The sequence below is a fragment of the Chitinophagaceae bacterium genome, from assembly GCA_007695095.1.
Lineage (GTDB): Bacteria > Bacteroidota > Bacteroidia > Chitinophagales > REEL01 > REEL01.
Genome location: REEL01000154.1, coordinates 40,745 through 59,033, shown reverse-complemented (window position 1 = coordinate 59,033; position 18,289 = coordinate 40,745). Strand labels below are relative to the sequence as shown.

The window sequence follows — 18,289 nt, the reverse complement described above, 5'->3', positions numbered from 1 at the left end:
AAAATTCTAAATTAAATACAATTGATACTACACTTCTGCAGGTTCAAAATGACATTAATGCTCTATCCAATCAGAAATTTAAAAAAACTTTTATTAACAAAAAAAGCTATCCAAATGGATAGCTTCTTTTAATGTATTTGACGAAAAGTTATTTCTTTTCTTCTTTATCTTCATCTTTTGGCTCTTCCTTAGCCTGATCTTTATCTTCTTCAGCAGGGCTTTCCTGAGCTTTTGTCTCTTCGGCAGGAGCATCCTGAATTTTAGTTTCTTCTGAAGTCTCAACTTTTTCAGCAGTCTCTGCTTTAGGTTCTTTTTCTTCTTCCTTTACCTCAGGTTTTGCGTCAGCCGGTTTTGTTTGTGCTTTTTCTTCTGTTGCAGCTTTTTCAGGAGCCGCACTACCACCTCTTCTGGTTCTACGCTTTCTGGTCTTTTTCTTAGCATCTCCGGAAACATAGGTTTCATTGTAATCAACCAACTCGATAATACACATATCGGCGGCATCACCTTGTCTGGTAACAGTTCTTATAATTCTTGTATATCCTCCCGGACGGTCAACCACTTTTGCAGCTATGCCATCAAAAAGTTCTTTAGTAGCTGATTTATCTTGTAAATAACTAAAAACTGTTCTTCTTGAATGAACTGTGTCATTTTTTGACTTAGTAATTAAAGGCTCTACATACATACGTAATGCCTTTGCCTTAGCAACTGTCGTTGAAATTCTCTTATGACTAATCAGAGAAGAAGCCATATTTGCCAGCATCGCCTTTCTGTGAGGTGCTTTTCTGCCTAACTGATTAAATTTCTTTCCGTTTCTCATTATAGTTTATTCTTCGTTTAGTTTATATTTTGAAATATCCATTCCAAAATTCAATCCTTTATCATCAAGTAATTGCTGTATTTCTTCCAAAGACTTATTACCGAAGTTTCTGAATTTAAGAAGCTCAGGAATATCTTTTTCAACTAACTCACCTAATGTATTAATCTTAGCTGCTTTTAAACAGTTATAAGCTCTTACACTTAATTCCAAATCCTCTAAACTTGTTTTCAAAAGCTTACGCATGTGTAAAATATGCTCATCTACAACATTATCTATTTTATTCTCTTCAGAATCAAAAGTGATATTCTCGTCAGATATTAGCATAAAGTGCTGAATAAGTATTCTTGCAGCATTTTTTACAGCATCCTCAGGATTAATTGTTCCATCAGTTTTTACATGCAAAGTAAGTTTTTCAAAATCTGTCTTTTGCTCAACTCTTGTATTCTCAACATGATAACTCACTTTTTTGATAGGTGTATAAATAGCATCCATCAAAATGTGGCCTTTAGGTAGTTCAGGAAGTTTTAACTCTTCTGCAGGAACGTATCCTCTACCTTTATTAACTATCAATTCAAGTTCCAGCTTTACCCAACTTTCCATTCTGCAAATCACCAAATCCGGGTTCATAACCTGAAATCTGTTGGTAGCTTTTTCAATATCGCTTGCTTTGAATTCTTCTTTTCCTGATATAGAAATGTAAATAGTTTCCTGCTCTTCTTCCAAATCTTTTACTGTATCTTTCAGTCTGATTTGCTTCAGATTAAGAACTATTTCAGTAAAATCTTCAATCACGCCCTCTATAGTTGAAAACTCATGGTCAACACCTTCGGCTTTCACAGAAACAATAGCATATCCTTCTAATGAAGAGAGTAAAACTCTTCTAAGAGCATTACCTACGGTTACGCCAAAACCTGGTTCTAAAGGTTTGAATTCGAAATCCCCTTCAAAATCGGTTGTTTTTTGAACAAGAATCTTATCGGGCTTTATAAATGACAATATAGCCATACTAATTATTACTTTTTGGGTTATTTAGAATATAATTCTACAATCAACTGCTCATTAATATTTTCAGGAATGCTTTCTCTTTGAGGATAAGCTGTAAAAATCCCTTCCATATTATCGGCATTCCACTGTAGCCAGTTATATGTTTTGCTATTTTTTGACATTGCGTCAGTTACCGCCATTAATGACTTTGACTTTGTTCTTACGCTCACAACATCACCCGGCTTAAGACTATAAGAAGGGATGTTTACTAATTCTCCGTTTACAATAACATGTTTGTGAGACACTAATTGCCTGGCTGCTCTTCTGGTAGTTGCAAAACCAAGACGAAAAACAGTATTGTCTAAACGTGCTTCTAATAACTGAAGTAAGTTTTCACCGGTAACGCCTTTTTTAGAAGCCGCTTTTTTGAAAGTCTTTAGGAACTGTCTTTCCAATAGTCCGTAAGTATATTTTGCTTTTTGCTTCTCCTTAAGCTGAATTCCGTACTCAGAAGAAACTTTTCTTCTTTTGGTAACTCCATGCTGTCCGGGAGGATAGTTTTTGCGCTCTAAAGACTTATCGTAACCAAAGATTGGTTCTCCAAATTTTCTGGCAATTTTACTTGCTGGTCCTGTATATCTAGCCATAGTTGTCTAAAATTTATTTAATTATACTCTTCTTCTTTTTGGTGGTCTGCAACCATTGTGAGGAAGTGGAGTAATATCTCTAATCATTGTTACATCGATACCTGCAGAATTAATAGTTCGGATTGCTGATTCTCTTCCGGCACCCGGACCTCTTACTATCACTTCAACTTTTCTAAGCCCTGCGTCATAAGCTGTTTTAGCAGCATCGCCTGCAGCAATTTGTGCAGCATAAGGTGTATTTTTCTTAGAACCTCTGAAACCGGCTTTTCCGGCTGATCCCCAAGAAATTGTTTGACCATTTCTATTGGTAAAAGTTATTATAATGTTGTTGAATGAAGCTTGAATAAATACTTTGCCTTCCGGTTCAACAGCTACTATTCTTTTTTTCGATGATTTTTTTGTTTTTGCCATTTTCTTTAATTCTAAAGATGTTGATCAATTTTATTTAGTTACCTTTTTCTTACCGGCAACTGTCTTTCTTTTTCCTTTTCTTGTTCTTGAGTTGGTTTGAGTTTTCTGACCTCTTACCGGTAAACGCTTTCTATGACGAATGCCTCTGTAACAACCAATATCCATTAATCGCTTAATGTCCATTTGTACACTTGAGCGAAGAGCACCTTCAACTTTGAAGTTGTCCTGAATGATCTGACGAATTGATGTCAAATCATTATCATCCCAATCCTGTACTTTTTTACTAAAATCTACACCAGCCTGAGTTAAGATAAGCTCTGCTGTTGATTTCCCCACACCATGAATGTAAGTTAATGATATAACACCTCTTTTATTCCTTGGAATATCGATACCTGCAATTCTAGCCATATTCTTTCGTTTTAACCTTGTCTTTGTTTAAACTTAGGGTTCTTTTTATTAATAATATAAATTCTACCTTTTCTCCGAACTATTTTACAGTCCGTACTTCTCTTTTTAACGGATGCTCTAACTTTCATAATCTATTTTTTTCTTACTTATATCTGTAAACAATTCTTCCTTTACTTAAATCATAGGGGGACATTTCCAATGCTACTTTGTCTCCCGGCAGAATTCTGATATAATTCATCCTCATCTTACCGGAGATGTGTGCGATTACTTCGTGCCCATTCTCTAACTTGGCGCGAAACATCGCATTTGACAATGCTTCTATGATTGTCCCGTCCTGTTTTATTATATCTTGTTTTGCCATAAAAATTTTAGAGTGCAAATATCGTGAAATTATTTGAAAAAACTAGTAAGATTTTCATTTTTTTTTATTTCTTCTTCTAATATTTCAAAGGATGAAAGTATATCTGCTTTTCCCTTTTTAACAGCAACAGTATGTTCAAAGTGAGCTGATGGTTTTTTGTCTTTCGTAATGATTGTCCAGCCATCTTTAAGCTGTACAATTTCTTTTACTCCCAGGTTAACCATTGGTTCAATTGCTAACACTAAACCTTCTTTTAATAATGGGCCTGTTCCTCTTCTTCCGTAATTCGGTACCTCCGGCTCTTCATGCAGAGTTCGTCCGACACCATGTCCGACTAGTTCTCTTACTACTCCGTATTTATGTTTTTTTTCAGCAAGATTTTGCACTGCGTATCCAATATCTCCTAACCTTTTTCCGTGGACGGCAAATTCTATTGCATCATATAAGGATTGTCTGGTAACTTCCAGCAAGTTTCTAACTTCTTCGGTTATTTCACCAATAGCATACGTATATGCAGAGTCTCCAAAAAATTCATTCATTTTGACTCCGCAATCAATTGATAAAACGTCTCCGTTTTTAAAGGGCTCATCTGAAGGGATTCCGTGAACCACTTGTTCATTTGGTGATATACAAAGAGTTGCGGGAAATCCTCTAAGTCCTTTAAATGCAGGAATTGCCTTATTGTCTCTTATAAATTCCTCTGCAATTTTGTCTATTTTCTTTCCGGTTACACCTTCTTTAAGGTAAGGAATAATAGTAGCGTGGGTCTTAGAAACTAATAAAGAACTTTGACGAAGCAATTCAATTTCGTCATTCGTTTTATAATAAATCATAATTAAAAGGCTTAAATACCTGCTCCGACAGATGCAGAGCGCCCTTTTATACGGCCGGATTTCATAAGGCCGTCGTAGTGTCTCATCAAAAGATGACTTTCTACTTGCTGTAAAGTATCAAGAGTTACACTCACCATAATAAGTAGTGAAGTTCCTCCGAAGAACATAGCAAATTGCATATTCACTCCAAACATCATAGCAAATGCTGGCAATATAGCCACAAAAGCTAAAAATATGGATCCTGGTAAAACAATACGGGACATAACTGAATCAATAAATTCTGCCGTCTTCTTCCCGGGTTTTACACCCGGTATAAAACCACCGTTCTTTTTCATATCATCGGCCATTTGCACTGGATTCACAATCAAAGCTGTGTAAAAATAGGTAAACAGTATGACTAATAAGAAGTGGACAATATTATAAGGAGCAGATGTAAAATCATTAAAGGCAGCTACAAAACCGGAACTTTCAGCTGCATCGGGGAAAAACTGAGCTACAGTACCGGGAATAAACATTAAAGCCTGAGCAAAAATAATCGGCATAACTCCGGCAGCATTAACTTTAAGAGGTATATACTGTCTTACTCCACCGTACTGCTTGTTGCCCACTACTCTTTTTGCATACTGAACCGGTATCCTTCTTGTACCCTGAACCAGTAGAACTACAGCCACTACAACCGATACCAATACTGCGATTTCAATTAAAAAGACAACTAATCCTCCTCCTTCATTTAATCTGGAAGTAAATTCTGCTGCCAAAGCAAAAGGTAATGTTGCAATAATACCAATCATGATGAGTAATGAAATACCATTTCCTATACCGCGATCAGTAATTTTTTCACCAATCCACATTACAAAAATAGTACCCGCAGTAAGAACGATTACAGTTGATAATGTAAACAATCCCTGTGAAATAATAACGGCATCTCCTGCAATAAAATTAATGTTAAATATATAGCCAAATGCCTGAGCTGCTGTAACTATTACTGTCAGGTATCTGGTGATTTGATTTATTTGTCTTCTGCCACTTTCTCCTTCTTTCTGGAGTTTTTGAAAGTAAGGTACAGCCAATGTCAATAACTGCACTGCAATGGAAGCAGATATATAAGGCATGATACCAAGTGCAAAAATTGATGCTCTTGAGAAAGCACCACCTGCAAAGAGATTAACTAATCCTAACAATCCACCTTGTCCTTGTTGTTCTAAACTATCCAGTGCACTCGGATCAATACCGGGTAACACAACATAAGTTCCAAACCTGTATATAAGAATAAGGCCGAGTGTAAACAAGATTCTGTTTCTCAGCTCTTCAATTTTATATATGTTAGTCAGTGTACGGATTAATCCTTTCATTCTTTCAGTTTTTTACAAGTACTTCGGTTTTACGCGAAGTTATAAATGTTTGTTCATTTTATTTCACTTAAATTCAAAATTCAGTACAATAATATTAATTAACAAGTTAAACTATTCCTATTTAGATGTTAATCTGATATAATTGTCTATTAAACGAAACAAAATACGCTCTATTTAATTAATTCAAGTGAACCACCGGCATTTTTAATTGCTTCCTCTGCTTTAGCGCTTGACTTGTGAACTTTAACAACAAGCTTGGAGGTCAATTCTCCATTTGCAAGAACTTTTACTTTTTCTGTTCTGCTTATTACATTCTTTTCCCTAAGGAAATCTACACTTATCTCGGTTACCTTGTGCTTATCTGCCAAATGTTGGAGTGTATCCAAATTTAGAGCAGTATATGCCACACGGAATGGATTTTTAAATCCAAACTTTGGTAATCGTCTTTGTAATGGCATCTGACCACCTTCGAAACCCGGTCTGAATTTATATCCTGATCTAGACTTAGCTCCTTTATGTCCTTTAGTAGATGTTCCTCCTCTTCCGGATCCCTGACCTCTACCAATTCTCTTTCTTATTTTAACAGCACCTTTGGCTGGTTTTAAGCTTGATAAATCCATAATTTATAAATATTCAACTTTTATTAAATGTTCTACTTTCTTTATCATGCCTGCGATTTGTGGTGAGTTTTCTTTCTCCACAGTCTTGTGCATTCTTGTAAGTCCGAGCGCCTTGAGTGTTCTTTTCTGTCTCTCCGGTCTGTCAATCTGACTTTTAATTTGTGTTATTCTGACTTTTTCCATGGGTTAACCGTTAAAAACCTTTTTTAAATCTAAATTTCTCTCTGTAGCAATAGTAGAGGCGTCTCTCATTTTCAGGAGCGCATCAAATGTTGCTTTCACAACGTTGTGCGGATTAGAAGATCCTAATGATTTGGTTAAAACATCAGAATATCCGGCACTTTCCATTACTATACGAACTGTGCCACCTGCGATTACACCTGTACCATTTGATGCGGGCTTTAGCATTACTTTTCCTGCGCCAAATTTACCTTGCTGAATATGAGGAACAGATCCCTTGATAATCGGAACTTTAATCAGGTGTTTTTTTGCATCATCTGTACCCTTAGAAATAGCTACTGATACTTCCCTTGCTTTACCTAAACCATAGCCTACAACACCATTCTCATCACCTACAACAACTATAGCAGAGAAACTAAATGTTCTACCACCTTTTGTTACTTTGGCCACTCGATTGATTGCGACTACCTTTTCTTTTAATTCTGTTTCGCTCGTTTTTACTTTTTGCTTATTGGTATTCACCTTGATACTATTTTAATTTTTAGAATATTATTCCTTCACTTCTGACACCATCAGCTAAACTCTTAACTCTACCGTGATAAAGGTATCCTCCTCTATCAAAAACTATGGTTGTAATTCCGGCATCTTTAGTCAATTTACCTAATTCCTTCCCTACTAATTCAGAAACTTCAGACTTAGTTTTACCTGCTACATCATCCTTTAATTTTCTGGAAGAAAATGAAGCTAATGTAAGACCTTTTTCGTCATCAATAACCTGAGCATAGATTTCCTTATTACTTCTGTAAACGGAAAGTCTTGGACGATTTTCTGTACCGAAAATTTTCTTCCTTACTCTGTATCGTATTTTTCTTCTTCTTAGACTCTTTTTTGTTAACATTTCAATTGAGTTTATTTAGCGGCTGTTTTACCGGCTTTTCTTCTTAAAATTTCATCACTATATTTGATACCTTTTCCTTTGTAAGGCTCAGGCTTTCTAATGGCTCTAATTTTAGATGCAACTAAACCTAAAAGCTGTTTATCATTAGACTCCAAAAGTATCTTTGGGGGTGATCCCTTTTTAGTTTCTGTTGAAAGTTTTACTTCCTCAGGTATTTCCATGTATACCGGGTGGCTATACCCTACGGAAAGCTCCAATATTTGTCCCTGATTAGAAGCACGATAACCAACACCATTCACTTCAAGTGTTCTTTTATAACCATCACTTACACCGGTTATCATATTTGCAACTAAGGTACGGATTAATCCGTGTTGCGCTTTATGCCTTTTCTGCTCTGATGGTCTTTTCACTATAATATTCCCCTCCTCCATTGAAATTATCATTTCAGGAGAGAATTGTTGAGAGATAGAGCCGTTAGGGCCCTGAACTACAACTTCATTATTTTCTTTAATTTCTACCTTTACTTTCTCTGGAATTGGTATAGGTAAATTGCCTATTCTTGACATTGCTATTTATTTAATGTTAAATTTAGTAAACAGTACAAATTACTTCTCCGCCTACATTTTCATTTCTTGCTTGCTTATCGGTCATCAGACCCTTAGAAGTTGAAATAACGGCAATACCCAAACCATTTATTACTCTTGGTAAATCGTCAACATTATTAAACTGACGTAGACCGGGTCTGCTTATTCTTTTCAACTCTCTAATAGCAGGCACTTTTGAACCTGCCTTATACTTAAGAGCAATTTTTAAAATTCCTTGTTTGTCATCTTCTTCAACTTTGTAACGGAAAATATAACCGTTATCATAAAGAATTTTGGTTATTGCTACTTTAATATTTGAAGATGGTATTTCTACCACTTTATGTCCTGCTTTTTGAGCATTTCTGATTCTTGTTAAATAATCAGCTATTGGATCTGTAAACATCTGTCTCTATTTATGATTCTTTATTAATATTACCAGCTGGCTTTTGTAATGCCCGGAATCTTACCGTTTGAAGCTAATTCTCTGAATTTAATTCTGGATAAACCGAAAATTCTAATGTAACCTCTCGGTCTGCCGGTTAATTTACATCTGTTACGTAATCTTACCGGGGAAGAATTCCTTGGCAAATTAGATAATTCAATAAATTTACCTTCATCTTTTAGCTTTTTTCTTTTTTCAGCAAACTTAGCTACCAGTTTTTCTCTTTTTCTTTGTCTTGCTTTTATAGACTCTTTTGACATTATATTATTTTTTGAATGGGAATCCTAATTCCATTAATAAAACTTTTCCTTCTTCGTCAGTTTGAGCTGTAGTAACTATAGTGATATCCATACCGGTAATTTTACTGATTTTATCAATATCTATTTCCGGAAATATAATCTGCTCAGTTACTCCCATGTTAAAGTTTCCGCGACCATCAAATCCTTTTGGATTTAGACCTCTGAAATCTCTAACTCTTGGTAAAGATACAGCTAATAATCTATCTAAAAACTCATACATTCTTTCTCTGCGTAAAGTCACTTTTGCTCCGATGGGCATTCCTTCTCTCAATTTAAAGTTTGAAACTGAGATTCTTGCCTTGGTTGAGACTGCTTTTTGACCTGAAATTGAAGTCATTTCGTTCACTGCAATATCAACTAATTTTTTATCTGCCGTTGCTCCTTTAACACCTTGATTTAAAACAACTTTAGTAATCTTAGGGACTTCCATTCGAGACTTATACTTAAATTGCTCTAACATGTTAGATACAACTACATCATCATAGTGTTTTTTTAACCTTGGTACGTAACTCATTATTTTATCACCTCCCCGGATTTCTTTGAATATCTAACTAATTTATCATCTTCTATTCTTCTTCCAACTCTTGTTGGTTCACCTGATTTAGGATCAACAAGCATCAGGTTTGACAAATGTATAGAAGCTTCTTTGTCAATAATTCCGCCATTGGGTTCTTTTGCACTTGGCTTGGTATGTCTTTTTACAAGATTTACACCTTCAACAAATGCTCTGTATTTAGAAGCATCCACTTCTAATACCCTACCTTGCTTTCCTCTGTCAACACCGGCAAGTACTTTTACAGTATCGCCTTTTTTCAGGTGTAACTTAGGAGCAAATCTTTTAAAATCAGGTATTGATTTTTTCTTAAACTTCATCGTTTTGAATTTTTACTTTTATAATACTTCCGGTGCCAGAGACACAATTTTCATAAACTGACGTTCTCTCAATTCTCTGGCCACAGGACCGAATATACGGGAACCTCTCGGTTCATCATTATTATTTAATAAAACAACAGCATTGTCATCAAAACGAATATAGCTGCCATCTTTGCGTCTAACTTCTTTTTTAACTCTAACAACTACTGCTGTCGAAACACTACCTTTTTTGACGTTACCGCTGGGTAATGCACTTTTTACAGACACGATGATTTTATCACCGATAGAAGCATATCTTCTTTTAGTACCGCCTAATACACGTATACAAAGAACTTCTTTAGCACCACTGTTATCTGCAACTCTTAATCTTGATTCTTGCTGTATCATAATTAATTACTTAGCTCTTTCTAAAATTTCCACTAATCGCCATTTTTTATTCTTACTCATTGGGCGTATTTCCATAATTCTTACTGTATCCCCAATGTTGCAGGCATTTTCTCCATCATGCGCCATCAGTTTGGTAGAAAGTTTAATAAACTTACCATACTTTGGATGCCTGATCTTTCTCTGTACGGAGATTGTAATACTTTTATCCATTTTATTACTTACAACCTGTCCGATTTTTTGTTTTCTTAATTTTCTTTCCATGTTATGTAGATTTAAGACGCAGTAGTTTCTGTTTCTCTTTTATTTAATTCTGAATAAATTCTGGCAATATCTCTCCTTAAAAACTTAATTTCCATTGGATTATCTAAAGGAGATACCGTGTGATTAAATTTCATTTTAGAGAGTCTTACCTTATCATCTATTAACTTTTCGTGCAACTCTTGAGTTGTTAATTCTGCAAAATCGAATTTTTTCTTAGCCATGATTTTATAATTTAATAACCTAATTCGGTTGATTTCACAAACTTACATTTCACGGGTAATTTTTGCATACCCAGCCTCAAGGCTTCTTTTGCTGTTTCCTCATTTACTCCATCAACTTCAAACATAATTCTACCCGGTTTAACTACAGCAACCCATCCTTCCGGAGCACCTTTACCTTTACCCATTCTAACTTCAGCAGGCTTTTTAGTGATTGGCTTATCCGGAAATATACGAATCCAAACCTGACCTTCCCTTTTCATGAACCTGTTGATAGCAATCCTCGCTGCTTCAATTTGTCTGTTCGTTATCCAGGCCGACTCCATGGATTTTATTCCGTATGAACCGAAATCAATGGTAGTTCCCCTTTGGGCATTCCCTTTCATTCTGCCTTTTTGCGCCCTTCTGAATTTCGTTCTTTTTGGTTGTAACATAATATGTTAATTATATAGTCTTAAATTTACTTTTTAGGTTTTCTTCTTGGTGCTCTCGTACCGGCACCTCTTTTATTTGGTCCACCTTCTTGTTTTACACCAATATTTGGTGATAAATCTCTTTTTCCGAATACTTCTCCCTTACAAATCCAAACTTTAATTCCAATCTTTCCGTAAACCGTTTTGGCTTCTTGTAAAGAATAATCTATATCTGCTCTAAAAGTATGTAAAGGAGTTCTACCTTCTTTAAATTCTTCTGTTCTTGCCATCTCCGCTCCACCTAATCTACCGGAAGCACGGATTTTAATACCTTCAGCTCCCATACGCATTGCAGAGGATAAAGCCATTTTACATGCTCTTTTGAAATTCACTCTGGCTTCCAGCTGTCTGGCAATAGTTTCAGCAACAATCGTTGCATCTGTTTCAGGTCTTCTGATTTCAACGATATTCAATTGAACATCTTTATTAGACCATTTTTTTAACTCTTCTTTAAGCTTATCAACTTCAGATCCACCTTTTCCGATAATAATTCCGGGACGAGATGTATGTATAGTTATTGTAACTCTCTTTAAAGTCCTTTCAATTACAATTTTAGAAATTCCACCCTTACTGATTCTCGCTTTGATATAATCTCTTAGTTTTTCATCCTCGATTATTTTATCTGCGTAACGATTTCCACCGAACCAATTAGAGTCCCATCCTCTAATAATTCCCAAACGATTGGCTATTGGATTTACTTTTTGACCCATAGTATAAAATTAAGCTTCTGTATTTTGATTTTCTTCAACAATTTCATTTTCATTTTCATTCAATTCCGGTTTTTCAGGCGGCATTGCTAATATTTGCGATGACTCGACTGCTAAAAACACATGGTTTGATCTTTTTCTGATTCTATGTGCTCTTCCCATTGGAGCCGGACGTAATCTTTTCAAAGTTCTTCCCTGGTTAACATATGCTTCTGTTACAATCAGATTGTGATCTTCAATTCTCTCAGATTCATTTTTGTTTTCCCAGTTAGAAATTGCAGAAACCAATAGTTTTTCAACTCTTCTTGCAGCTTCCTTCTTTTGGAATTTTAAAATCCCGAGTGCTTTTTCAACTTGCTCACCTCTGATAGTGTCTATAACCAATCTCATCTTACGAGGAGATGTAGGGCAATTATTTAATTTTGCGATAGCTTTCATTCTTATCTTATTTTAATTTCTTAGATGAATGGCTCTTAAAGTTTCTTGTAGGAGCGAATTCCCCTAATTTATGTCCAACCATATTTTCAGAAATATAAATTGGTATAAATTTATTTCCATTGTGTACTGCCAAAGTGTGTCCAACAAACTCCGGTGTAATAGTAGAACGTCTGGACCAGGTTTTAACAACTGTTTTCTTACCACCTTCATTCAATGCGGTAATCTTTTTATCCAGTTTAAAATCTATAAAAGGTCCTTTTTTAATTGATCTGCCCATAACTAATTATTTCTTACGTTTTAATATGAGTTTATTAGATGCTTTTTTCTTGTCTCTGGTTTTAAAGCCTTTAGCTTTCACACTATTTCTTGATCTAGGATGCCCACCTGAAGCTCTTCCTTCTCCACCACCCATAGGGTGATCTACCGGGTTCATTGCTACTGCTCGAGTTCTTGGTCTGCGACCTCTCCATCTATTTGCACCGGCTTTACCAAGTACTATCTGATAATGATCCGGATTTGATACGCTTCCTATAGTAGCTGTTGTTGTTATCAATACCATGCGGGTTTCGCCCGAAGGTAATTTAACAATAGCATATTTTTCATCACGAGACAGCAATTGTGCATAAGTACCGGCACTTCTTGCCAATTGAGCTCCTTTACCCGGCTGTAATTCTATATTGTGAATTACCGTACCTAAAGGTATATTTTTCAATGGTAAAGAGTTCCCTACTTCAATAGGTGCTTCCGGTCCATTTATAATCGTTGCACCAATCTGAATTCCTTCCGGTGCCAGAATATATCTTTTTTCGCCGTCTTTAAAAGCTATTAAAGAAATAAAAGCACTTCTGTTTGGATCATACTCTACCGTCTTAACTATGCCGGGTATTCCTTGCTTATCTCTTTTAAAATCAACTATTCTATACTTTCTCTTGTGTCCTCCACCTCTGTATCTAACAGTCATTCTACCCTGATTATTCCTTCCGGCTTTGCTGTACATTGGTGCAAGCAAAGACTTTTCAGGAGTATCCGTAGTTACTTCTGCATATAGGTTACCTACTCTGGATCTGGTACCTGGTGAAGTTGGTTTATATTTCTTAATTGCCATTTTCTCTTAATTAAATATTACTGTAAAAATCAATAGTGTCACCTTCTGCCACTGTAACAATAGCCCTCTTCAAAACAGAGGTTTTACCTGAAATAACACCTGTTTTGGTGTATCTTGATTTTTGCTTTCCTACTCTTACAGATGTGTTGACATCCAGTACAGTTACTCCGTACATTTCTTCAACAGCTTTCTTTATTTCAATTTTATTAGAGCCTTTGTCAACCACGAAAGCAAACTTGTTGAGTTTATCTCCCAACTGGGTAAACTTTTCGGTTATGAGTGGCTTAATTAAAATATTTTTCATCATTTACTATTTATAATTGTAATTCCGGTGAATCTACTTTTTAAAAATTTCGTTTATAACTTCAACAGATTTTTCTGTCAGAATAAGATTATTCGCATTTAATATAGAATAGGTATTAAGTTGTTGCGGTTTGCTAAACTGTACTCTTTGGATGTTTCTTGCCGATAAAAGCACGTTTTTATCCAATTCTGTTGATACATAAACAACTTTTGTTCCTTCTACATTAAGGTTTTGCAAAAAAGAAATAAACTCTTTTGTCCGAGGCTGCTCCATGCTCAAATCTTCGATAACCTTAATTTGATTATCCTGTAATTTATAAGTAAGAGCAGATCTTCTGGCAATAGCCACTTCTTTTTTATTCAAATTAATCTTATAATTTCTTGGTCTTGGACCGAAAATGCGTCCTCCTCCTCTGAAAATTGGATTTTTAATATCTCCAAATCTCGCCGAACCCGTTCCCTTTTGTTTTTTAATCTTTCTGGTTGAACCTCTAATCTCACCTCTTTCTTTGGTTTTATGAGTACCTTGCCTTTGAGCAGCCATATACCTCTTTACATCCAAATAGATAATGTGATCATTTGGCACGGTTTTAAAAACATCATCAGAAAGATTAATCTTTCTTCCGGTTGTTTTTCCTTCTATATTTAATACTTCAAGTTCCATAATTTCTATTTGAAAAGTATACTTTAATTTTTCTTAATCATTACAATGCTTCCCTTTCTTCCGGGTACTGCACCTTTTATGTAAATAATATTTTTTTCAGCAATTACCTTTTCAACCGGTACTTTTTTCAGGGTAATTTTATCACTGCCCATTCTTCCTGCCATTCTCATTCCTTTGAATACTCTTGAAGGATATGAGCCTGCGCCTAATGATCCGGGTGCTCTTTCTCTGTTGTGCTGACCGTGAGTAGCCATACCGACACCGGCAAAACCATGTCTTTTTACTACTCCCTGAAAACCTTTACCTTTAGATACACCTTCTACACTTACTCTATCTCCCTCTGCAAAAATCTCAATGGTTATTTCATCACCGGATTCTTTTTCCAAATCGAAATCTCTGATTTCTCTAACTACTTGCATGGAATCAGAATTATGCTTCTTAAAGTGTCCTTTCTGAGCATTAGTGGTACGAGACTCTTTCCTTACCCCATAGCCGATTTGAACGCTGTCATAGCCGTCTGTTTCAACAGTTTTCTTTTGGATAACCTTACAAGGCCCTGCTTCTATAATAGTGCAGGCGACATGCGTTCCATCCGGACGGAAGTACTGAGTCATTCCTATTTTTCTACCAATTATACCTTTCATCGTTTTATAATTCTATCAACCTAAATAATAGGTTAAATTTTAAGTAATTTATTAAACTTTAATTTCAACATCAACACCACTTGGTAGCTCAAGCTTCATTAGAGCATCTACTGTTTTGGATGTTGCACTATAAATATCCAGCAACCTTTTGTATGTACAGAGCTGAAATTGCTCTCTGGATTTTTTATTCACGTGCGGTGAACGCAAAACAGTGAATATTTTCTTTTCAGTTGGCAAGGGTATTGGCCCTGCAACAACTGCACCTGCTGACTTTACAGTTTTAGCAATCTTCTCTGATGATTTATCAACCAGATTATGATCGTAAGACTTTAGCTTAATTCTGATTTTTTGCGCCATCTTAATTTTGTTTTACTTTACCTTTTACCTGTGTTACAACAGCTTCAATTACACTTTCCGGAGCCGGTGCATAGTGAGAAAATTCCATAGTTGAGGTTGCCCTTCCGGAAGAAAGTGTTCTCAACTGGGTTACATATCCAAACATTTCTGATAAAGGAACTTTCGCTTTTATAACTTGTGCGTTCCCTTTCATATCCATCGATTCCATTTGTCCTCTTCTCTTGTTCAAATCACCAACAACATCACCGGTATATTCTTCGGGAGTTATTACTTCTAACTTCATTACAGGCTCTAATAAAATTGGCTTAGCATTTTTACAAGCTTCTCTAAAAGCTGACTTAGCACACAATTCAAAAGAAACTGCATCTGAATCCACCGCGTGGAATGAACCATCGAATAATTTAACTTTCAAACTCTGAAGCGGATAACCGGCTAATACACCTGTATTCATAGCTTCTTTGAAACCTTTTTCTACTGCCGGAATAAATTCTCTTGGAATTGACCCTCCGTAGATGGCATTATCAAACTGTAATCCTGATTTTTCTTTATCCTCGTCCGGTCCAATCTCTATTTGTATATCTGCGAATTTACCCTTACCACCGGACTGCTTTTTATATATCTCACGATGTTTAAGTGTAGTTGTAATTGCTTCCTTATAAGAAACCTGAGGGGCTCCCTGATTACACTCTACTTTAAATTCTCTTTTTAATCTATCTACAATAATCTCAAGGTGTAACTCACCCATTCCGTTAATAACGGTCTGACCTGTTTCTTCATCAAATTTTACTCTGAATGTAGGATCTTCTTCAGCAAGTTTTGACAATGCATTACCTAACTTATCAAGATCTGCCTGAGTTTTAGCTTCAATAGCCAATCCAATAACCGGTTCAGGGAAAGTCATACTTTCTAAAACAATCGGATGTTTTTCATTACAAAGGGTATCTCCTGTTTTGATATCCTTAAATCCAACAGCAGCACCAATATCTCCGGCTTCAATGAAGTCGATAGGGTTTTGTTTGTTAGAATGCATTTGAAGTACACGTGAGATACGTTCTTTTTTACCGGTTCTGGTATTTAAAACATACGAGCCTGCATCCAGTCTTCCTGAATATGCTCTGAAATATGCTAATCTACCTACATAAGGATCTGTAGCGATTTTAAATGCAAGTGCAGCAAAAGGCTCATCCGGATCCGGCATTCTCTTTTCTTCAGCTTCTGTTTTTGGGTTAGTACCAATGATAGACTCAATGTCTAACGGGCTTGGCAAAAACTTAATAACAGCATCCAACATTGCCTGAACACCTTTGTTTTTAAAAGATGAACCACACATCATTGGAATAATACTCATGTCAATAGTGGCTTTTCTAAGAGCTGCTTCTACTTCATCCTGAGTAATTGATTCCGGATCTTCAAAATATTTTTCTAAAATTTCATCATCGTATTCTGCGATGCTCTCAATCATTTTTCCTCTGTACTCCACAACGGTATCGGCCAAATCTTCCGGAATTTCAATTTCCGTAAAAGTCATACCCATTGATTCGTCATCCCAAATAATTGCTTTATTGGTGATAAGGTCAACCACTCCTCTGAAATTCTCTTCTGCACCGATTGGAACCTGAATTGGAATTGGGTTTGCACCTAACATTTCTTTAATTTGCTTAACAACTTCAAAGAAATCAGCTCCTGATCTGTCCATTTTATTCACAAATCCAATTCTGGGTACTTTATATTTGTTCGCCTGACGCCAAACTGTTTCAGACTGAGGCTCAACTCCACTTACTGCACAAAACAAGGCAACAACCCCATCCAATACACGTAATGAACGCTCAACTTCTACTGTGAAGTCAACGTGTCCTGGAGTGTCAATAACGTTTACTTTATATTCATTATCACGAAACTTCCAAAATGTAGTTGTAGCAGCAGAAGTAATCGTAATACCTCTTTCCTGCTCCTGCTCCATCCAGTCCATAGTAGCAGCGCCATCATGAACCTCTCCGATTTTATGAGATAAACCAGTATAATAGAGAATTCTCTCTGTTGTAGTGGTCTTTCCGGCATCAATATGCGCGGCAATCCCAATATTTCTCGTAAATTTTAAATCTCTTTTTGCCATTGTGCTATTTTTTCTAATTATACTTTAAAATGAGAGAAAGCTTTATTAGCCTCTGCCATTCTGTGAATATCCTCTTTACGCTTAATTGCAGCACCTTCATTTTTAGAAGCTGCTATAATTTCTGCAGACATTTTATCTGACATGTTTTTGCCACCTCTTTTCTCAGAAAACATGATTAACCACTTAATTCCCAAAGCAATCTTTCTTTCAGGACGAACTTCAGAAGGGATTTGGAAAGTTGACCCTCCAATTCTTCTACTTTTCACTTCTACTCCCGGCATAATATTATGCAATGCTTTTTTCCAGGTTTCATAACCATTTTCACCGGTCACCTTTTCTACCTTATCCAAAGATTCATAAAAAATATTGAATGCAATACTTTTCTTACCATCCTGCATCAGGTTATTAACAAACCTTGTTACCAATGGGTCTTTATATCTTGAATCCGGGGCCAGTGGCCTCTTTTTTGGTTTTGTTTTTCTCATTATTGAAAGAAATTAATTTTAACGTTTATGCTTTCGGTTTTTTAGCTCCATATTTTGATCTTCCCTGCTTTCTGTCTTTTACTCCGGAAGTATCTAAAGCTCCACGAACTATGTGATACCTAACACCCGGCAAATCCTTAACCCTTCCACCTCTGATCAATACTATTGAGTGCTCCTGCAAATTATGTCCCTCACCCGGAATATAAGCGATTATCTCTATGTTGTTCGTTAAACGAACTTTAGCTACTTTTCTTAACGCAGAATTAGGCTTTTTAGGCGTAGTTGTATATACACGTGTACACACTCCACGCTTTTGTGGACAAGAATCTAATGCTCTTGATTTACTAGCGGCCTTGATTTCTTTCCTGCCATTTCTGACTAATTGCTGTATAGTTGGCATATTTACTTTAATTTTTTGGAGTTGC

General features: G+C 35.9%; 33 protein-coding genes. All 33 read right to left on the bottom strand.

Annotated elements, in window-relative coordinates:
* Positions 1–148: 148 nt before the first annotated feature.
* Complete coding sequence (locus EA412_13095; GenBank protein ID TVR76775.1) at positions 149–817, bottom strand: 50S ribosomal protein L17; 669 nt, start codon at positions 815–817, stop codon at positions 149–151.
* 6 nt (positions 818–823) lie between these two features.
* Positions 824–1,822: a DNA-directed RNA polymerase subunit alpha gene (locus EA412_13090; protein TVR76774.1), complete on the bottom strand. Its 999-nt coding sequence runs from the start codon at positions 1,820–1,822 to the stop codon at positions 824–826.
* 20 nt (positions 1,823–1,842) lie between these two features.
* Entirely contained in the window at positions 1,843–2,448 is a 606-nt protein-coding gene (locus EA412_13085) for a 30S ribosomal protein S4 (protein TVR76773.1), read from the bottom strand.
* Positions 2,449–2,469: 21 nt separating this feature from the next.
* Positions 2,470–2,859, bottom strand: coding sequence for a 30S ribosomal protein S11 (locus tag EA412_13080; protein TVR76772.1), 390 nt, complete (start codon positions 2,857–2,859; stop codon positions 2,470–2,472).
* A gap of 30 nt (positions 2,860–2,889) precedes the next feature.
* Positions 2,890–3,267: a 30S ribosomal protein S13 gene (locus EA412_13075; protein ID TVR76771.1), complete on the bottom strand. Its 378-nt coding sequence runs from the start codon at positions 3,265–3,267 to the stop codon at positions 2,890–2,892.
* 11 nt (positions 3,268–3,278) lie between these two features.
* Positions 3,279–3,395, bottom strand: a complete 117-nt coding sequence (locus EA412_13070) for a 50S ribosomal protein L36 (GenBank protein TVR76770.1) — start codon at positions 3,393–3,395, stop codon at positions 3,279–3,281.
* A gap of 14 nt (positions 3,396–3,409) precedes the next feature.
* Positions 3,410–3,628, bottom strand: coding sequence for a translation initiation factor IF-1 (locus EA412_13065; protein ID TVR76769.1), 219 nt, complete (start codon positions 3,626–3,628; stop codon positions 3,410–3,412).
* Between the two features lie 29 nt (positions 3,629–3,657).
* The gene (gene map / locus EA412_13060) at positions 3,658–4,461 is read right to left on the bottom strand and encodes a type I methionyl aminopeptidase (GenBank protein TVR76768.1); all 804 of its coding nucleotides are present in this window, start codon (positions 4,459–4,461) and stop codon (positions 3,658–3,660) included.
* Positions 4,462–4,472: 11 nt separating this feature from the next.
* Complete coding sequence (gene secY, locus EA412_13055; protein TVR76767.1) at positions 4,473–5,813, bottom strand: preprotein translocase subunit SecY; 1,341 nt, start codon at positions 5,811–5,813, stop codon at positions 4,473–4,475.
* Positions 5,814–5,983: 170 nt separating this feature from the next.
* Positions 5,984–6,433, bottom strand: a complete 450-nt coding sequence (locus EA412_13050) for a 50S ribosomal protein L15 (GenBank protein TVR76766.1) — start codon at positions 6,431–6,433, stop codon at positions 5,984–5,986.
* 3 nt (positions 6,434–6,436) lie between these two features.
* Positions 6,437–6,616, bottom strand: a complete 180-nt coding sequence (gene rpmD / locus EA412_13045; protein TVR76765.1) for a 50S ribosomal protein L30 — start codon at positions 6,614–6,616, stop codon at positions 6,437–6,439.
* 3 nt (positions 6,617–6,619) lie between these two features.
* Positions 6,620–7,141: a 30S ribosomal protein S5 gene (locus tag EA412_13040; GenBank protein ID TVR76764.1), complete on the bottom strand. Its 522-nt coding sequence runs from the start codon at positions 7,139–7,141 to the stop codon at positions 6,620–6,622.
* A 13-nt stretch (positions 7,142–7,154) separates the two neighbouring features.
* Positions 7,155–7,511, bottom strand: coding sequence for a 50S ribosomal protein L18 (locus EA412_13035; GenBank protein TVR76763.1), 357 nt, complete (start codon positions 7,509–7,511; stop codon positions 7,155–7,157).
* 11 nt (positions 7,512–7,522) lie between these two features.
* The gene (locus EA412_13030; GenBank protein ID TVR76762.1) at positions 7,523–8,077 is read right to left on the bottom strand and encodes a 50S ribosomal protein L6; all 555 of its coding nucleotides are present in this window, start codon (positions 8,075–8,077) and stop codon (positions 7,523–7,525) included.
* 22 nt (positions 8,078–8,099) lie between these two features.
* Positions 8,100–8,498, bottom strand: coding sequence for a 30S ribosomal protein S8 (locus tag EA412_13025; protein TVR76761.1), 399 nt, complete (start codon positions 8,496–8,498; stop codon positions 8,100–8,102).
* A gap of 29 nt (positions 8,499–8,527) precedes the next feature.
* Complete coding sequence (locus tag EA412_13020) at positions 8,528–8,797, bottom strand: 30S ribosomal protein S14 (GenBank protein ID TVR76760.1); 270 nt, start codon at positions 8,795–8,797, stop codon at positions 8,528–8,530.
* Between the two features lie 4 nt (positions 8,798–8,801).
* Positions 8,802–9,350 carry a 50S ribosomal protein L5 gene (locus EA412_13015; GenBank protein ID TVR76759.1) on the bottom strand — a complete coding sequence of 183 codons (549 nt, stop codon included), beginning with the start codon at positions 9,348–9,350 and terminating at the stop codon, positions 8,802–8,804.
* Positions 9,350–9,709: a 50S ribosomal protein L24 gene (locus EA412_13010; protein ID TVR76758.1), complete on the bottom strand. Its 360-nt coding sequence runs from the start codon at positions 9,707–9,709 to the stop codon at positions 9,350–9,352. The genes EA412_13015 and EA412_13010 overlap by 1 nt, the downstream gene beginning before the upstream one ends.
* An 18-nt stretch (positions 9,710–9,727) precedes the next feature.
* The gene (locus EA412_13005) at positions 9,728–10,096 is read right to left on the bottom strand and encodes a 50S ribosomal protein L14 (GenBank protein TVR76757.1); all 369 of its coding nucleotides are present in this window, start codon (positions 10,094–10,096) and stop codon (positions 9,728–9,730) included.
* 6 nt (positions 10,097–10,102) lie between these two features.
* On the bottom strand, positions 10,103–10,357 hold the full coding sequence (gene rpsQ, locus EA412_13000; GenBank protein TVR76756.1) for a 30S ribosomal protein S17: 255 nt from the start codon (positions 10,355–10,357) through the stop codon (positions 10,103–10,105).
* 11 nt (positions 10,358–10,368) lie between these two features.
* The gene (locus EA412_12995) at positions 10,369–10,578 is read right to left on the bottom strand and encodes a 50S ribosomal protein L29 (GenBank protein TVR76755.1); all 210 of its coding nucleotides are present in this window, start codon (positions 10,576–10,578) and stop codon (positions 10,369–10,371) included.
* Positions 10,579–10,589: 11 nt separating this feature from the next.
* A complete protein-coding gene (locus EA412_12990; GenBank protein TVR76754.1) occupies positions 10,590–11,009 on the bottom strand; it encodes a 50S ribosomal protein L16 in 420 nt (139 codons plus the stop codon).
* Positions 11,010–11,035: 26 nt separating this feature from the next.
* A complete protein-coding gene (locus EA412_12985) occupies positions 11,036–11,758 on the bottom strand; it encodes a 30S ribosomal protein S3 (protein TVR76753.1) in 723 nt (240 codons plus the stop codon).
* Positions 11,759–11,767: 9 nt separating this feature from the next.
* Complete coding sequence (locus tag EA412_12980) at positions 11,768–12,193, bottom strand: 50S ribosomal protein L22 (protein TVR76752.1); 426 nt, start codon at positions 12,191–12,193, stop codon at positions 11,768–11,770.
* A 7-nt stretch (positions 12,194–12,200) separates the two neighbouring features.
* Positions 12,201–12,470, bottom strand: a complete 270-nt coding sequence (locus tag EA412_12975; GenBank protein ID TVR76751.1) for a 30S ribosomal protein S19 — start codon at positions 12,468–12,470, stop codon at positions 12,201–12,203.
* Positions 12,471–12,476: 6 nt separating this feature from the next.
* Positions 12,477–13,298, bottom strand: a complete 822-nt coding sequence (locus EA412_12970; protein TVR76750.1) for a 50S ribosomal protein L2 — start codon at positions 13,296–13,298, stop codon at positions 12,477–12,479.
* Positions 13,299–13,308: 10 nt separating this feature from the next.
* Complete coding sequence (locus EA412_12965; protein TVR76788.1) at positions 13,309–13,602, bottom strand: 50S ribosomal protein L23; 294 nt, start codon at positions 13,600–13,602, stop codon at positions 13,309–13,311.
* Between the two features lie 33 nt (positions 13,603–13,635).
* Positions 13,636–14,265 (bottom strand): 50S ribosomal protein L4, encoded by a 630-nt coding sequence (locus EA412_12960; GenBank protein TVR76749.1) that lies wholly within the window; start codon positions 14,263–14,265, stop codon positions 13,636–13,638.
* Positions 14,266–14,288: 23 nt separating this feature from the next.
* Positions 14,289–14,909, bottom strand: a complete 621-nt coding sequence (locus tag EA412_12955; GenBank protein ID TVR76748.1) for a 50S ribosomal protein L3 — start codon at positions 14,907–14,909, stop codon at positions 14,289–14,291.
* Positions 14,910–14,960: 51 nt separating this feature from the next.
* Positions 14,961–15,266 (bottom strand): 30S ribosomal protein S10, encoded by a 306-nt coding sequence (locus EA412_12950; protein ID TVR76747.1) that lies wholly within the window; start codon positions 15,264–15,266, stop codon positions 14,961–14,963.
* Between the two features lies 1 nt (position 15,267).
* Positions 15,268–17,379, bottom strand: coding sequence for an elongation factor G (gene fusA, locus EA412_12945; GenBank protein ID TVR76746.1), 2,112 nt, complete (start codon positions 17,377–17,379; stop codon positions 15,268–15,270).
* Between the two features lie 17 nt (positions 17,380–17,396).
* Positions 17,397–17,864 (bottom strand): 30S ribosomal protein S7, encoded by a 468-nt coding sequence (locus EA412_12940; GenBank protein TVR76745.1) that lies wholly within the window; start codon positions 17,862–17,864, stop codon positions 17,397–17,399.
* A gap of 25 nt (positions 17,865–17,889) precedes the next feature.
* Positions 17,890–18,264, bottom strand: a complete 375-nt coding sequence (locus EA412_12935; GenBank protein TVR76744.1) for a 30S ribosomal protein S12 — start codon at positions 18,262–18,264, stop codon at positions 17,890–17,892.
* Between the last annotated feature and the right edge of the window lie 25 nt (positions 18,265–18,289).

Coding starts and splice junctions, on each gene's coding strand:
- EA412_13065 (TVR76769.1), bottom strand. CDS start 3,628: ATGGCAAAACAAGATATAATAAAACAGGACGGGACAATCATAGAAGCA.
- EA412_13070 (TVR76770.1), bottom strand. CDS start 3,395: ATGAAAGTTAGAGCATCCGTTAAAAAGAGAAGTACGGACTGTAAAATA.
- map (TVR76768.1), bottom strand. CDS start 4,461: ATGATTTATTATAAAACGAATGACGAAATTGAATTGCTTCGTCAAAGT.
- EA412_13085 (TVR76773.1), bottom strand. CDS start 2,448: ATGGCTAGATATACAGGACCAGCAAGTAAAATTGCCAGAAAATTTGGA.
- EA412_12995 (TVR76755.1), bottom strand. CDS start 10,578: ATGGCTAAGAAAAAATTCGATTTTGCAGAATTAACAACTCAAGAGTTG.
- EA412_12985 (TVR76753.1), bottom strand. CDS start 11,758: ATGGGTCAAAAAGTAAATCCAATAGCCAATCGTTTGGGAATTATTAGA.
- EA412_13075 (TVR76771.1), bottom strand. CDS start 3,267: ATGGCTAGAATTGCAGGTATCGATATTCCAAGGAATAAAAGAGGTGTT.
- EA412_13080 (TVR76772.1), bottom strand. CDS start 2,859: ATGGCAAAAACAAAAAAATCATCGAAAAAAAGAATAGTAGCTGTTGAA.
- EA412_12970 (TVR76750.1), bottom strand. CDS start 13,298: ATGGCAATTAAGAAATATAAACCAACTTCACCAGGTACCAGATCCAGA.
- EA412_13090 (TVR76774.1), bottom strand. CDS start 1,822: ATGGCTATATTGTCATTTATAAAGCCCGATAAGATTCTTGTTCAAAAA.
- EA412_13020 (TVR76760.1), bottom strand. CDS start 8,797: ATGTCAAAAGAGTCTATAAAAGCAAGACAAAGAAAAAGAGAAAAACTG.
- secY (TVR76767.1), bottom strand. CDS start 5,813: ATGAAAGGATTAATCCGTACACTGACTAACATATATAAAATTGAAGAG.
- rpsQ (TVR76756.1), bottom strand. CDS start 10,357: ATGGAAAGAAAATTAAGAAAACAAAAAATCGGACAGGTTGTAAGTAAT.
- EA412_13035 (TVR76763.1), bottom strand. CDS start 7,511: ATGTTAACAAAAAAGAGTCTAAGAAGAAGAAAAATACGATACAGAGTA.
- EA412_13010 (TVR76758.1), bottom strand. CDS start 9,709: ATGAAGTTTAAGAAAAAATCAATACCTGATTTTAAAAGATTTGCTCCT.
- EA412_13005 (TVR76757.1), bottom strand. CDS start 10,096: ATGATACAGCAAGAATCAAGATTAAGAGTTGCAGATAACAGTGGTGCT.
- EA412_13025 (TVR76761.1), bottom strand. CDS start 8,498: ATGTTTACAGATCCAATAGCTGATTATTTAACAAGAATCAGAAATGCT.
- rpmD (TVR76765.1), bottom strand. CDS start 6,616: ATGGAAAAAGTCAGAATAACACAAATTAAAAGTCAGATTGACAGACCG.
- EA412_13030 (TVR76762.1), bottom strand. CDS start 8,077: ATGTCAAGAATAGGCAATTTACCTATACCAATTCCAGAGAAAGTAAAG.
- EA412_13095 (TVR76775.1), bottom strand. CDS start 817: ATGAGAAACGGAAAGAAATTTAATCAGTTAGGCAGAAAAGCACCTCAC.
- EA412_12965 (TVR76788.1), bottom strand. CDS start 13,602: ATGAAAAATATTTTAATTAAGCCACTCATAACCGAAAAGTTTACCCAG.
- EA412_12980 (TVR76752.1), bottom strand. CDS start 12,193: ATGAAAGCTATCGCAAAATTAAATAATTGCCCTACATCTCCTCGTAAG.
- EA412_12990 (TVR76754.1), bottom strand. CDS start 11,009: ATGTTACAACCAAAAAGAACGAAATTCAGAAGGGCGCAAAAAGGCAGA.
- EA412_13015 (TVR76759.1), bottom strand. CDS start 9,350: ATGAGTTACGTACCAAGGTTAAAAAAACACTATGATGATGTAGTTGTA.
- fusA (TVR76746.1), bottom strand. CDS start 17,379: ATGGCAAAAAGAGATTTAAAATTTACGAGAAATATTGGGATTGCCGCG.
- EA412_13050 (TVR76766.1), bottom strand. CDS start 6,433: ATGGATTTATCAAGCTTAAAACCAGCCAAAGGTGCTGTTAAAATAAGA.
- EA412_12955 (TVR76748.1), bottom strand. CDS start 14,909: ATGAAAGGTATAATTGGTAGAAAAATAGGAATGACTCAGTACTTCCGT.
- EA412_12935 (TVR76744.1), bottom strand. CDS start 18,264: ATGCCAACTATACAGCAATTAGTCAGAAATGGCAGGAAAGAAATCAAG.
- EA412_12940 (TVR76745.1), bottom strand. CDS start 17,864: ATGAGAAAAACAAAACCAAAAAAGAGGCCACTGGCCCCGGATTCAAGA.
- EA412_12950 (TVR76747.1), bottom strand. CDS start 15,266: ATGGCGCAAAAAATCAGAATTAAGCTAAAGTCTTACGATCATAATCTG.
- EA412_12975 (TVR76751.1), bottom strand. CDS start 12,470: ATGGGCAGATCAATTAAAAAAGGACCTTTTATAGATTTTAAACTGGAT.
- EA412_12960 (TVR76749.1), bottom strand. CDS start 14,265: ATGGAACTTGAAGTATTAAATATAGAAGGAAAAACAACCGGAAGAAAG.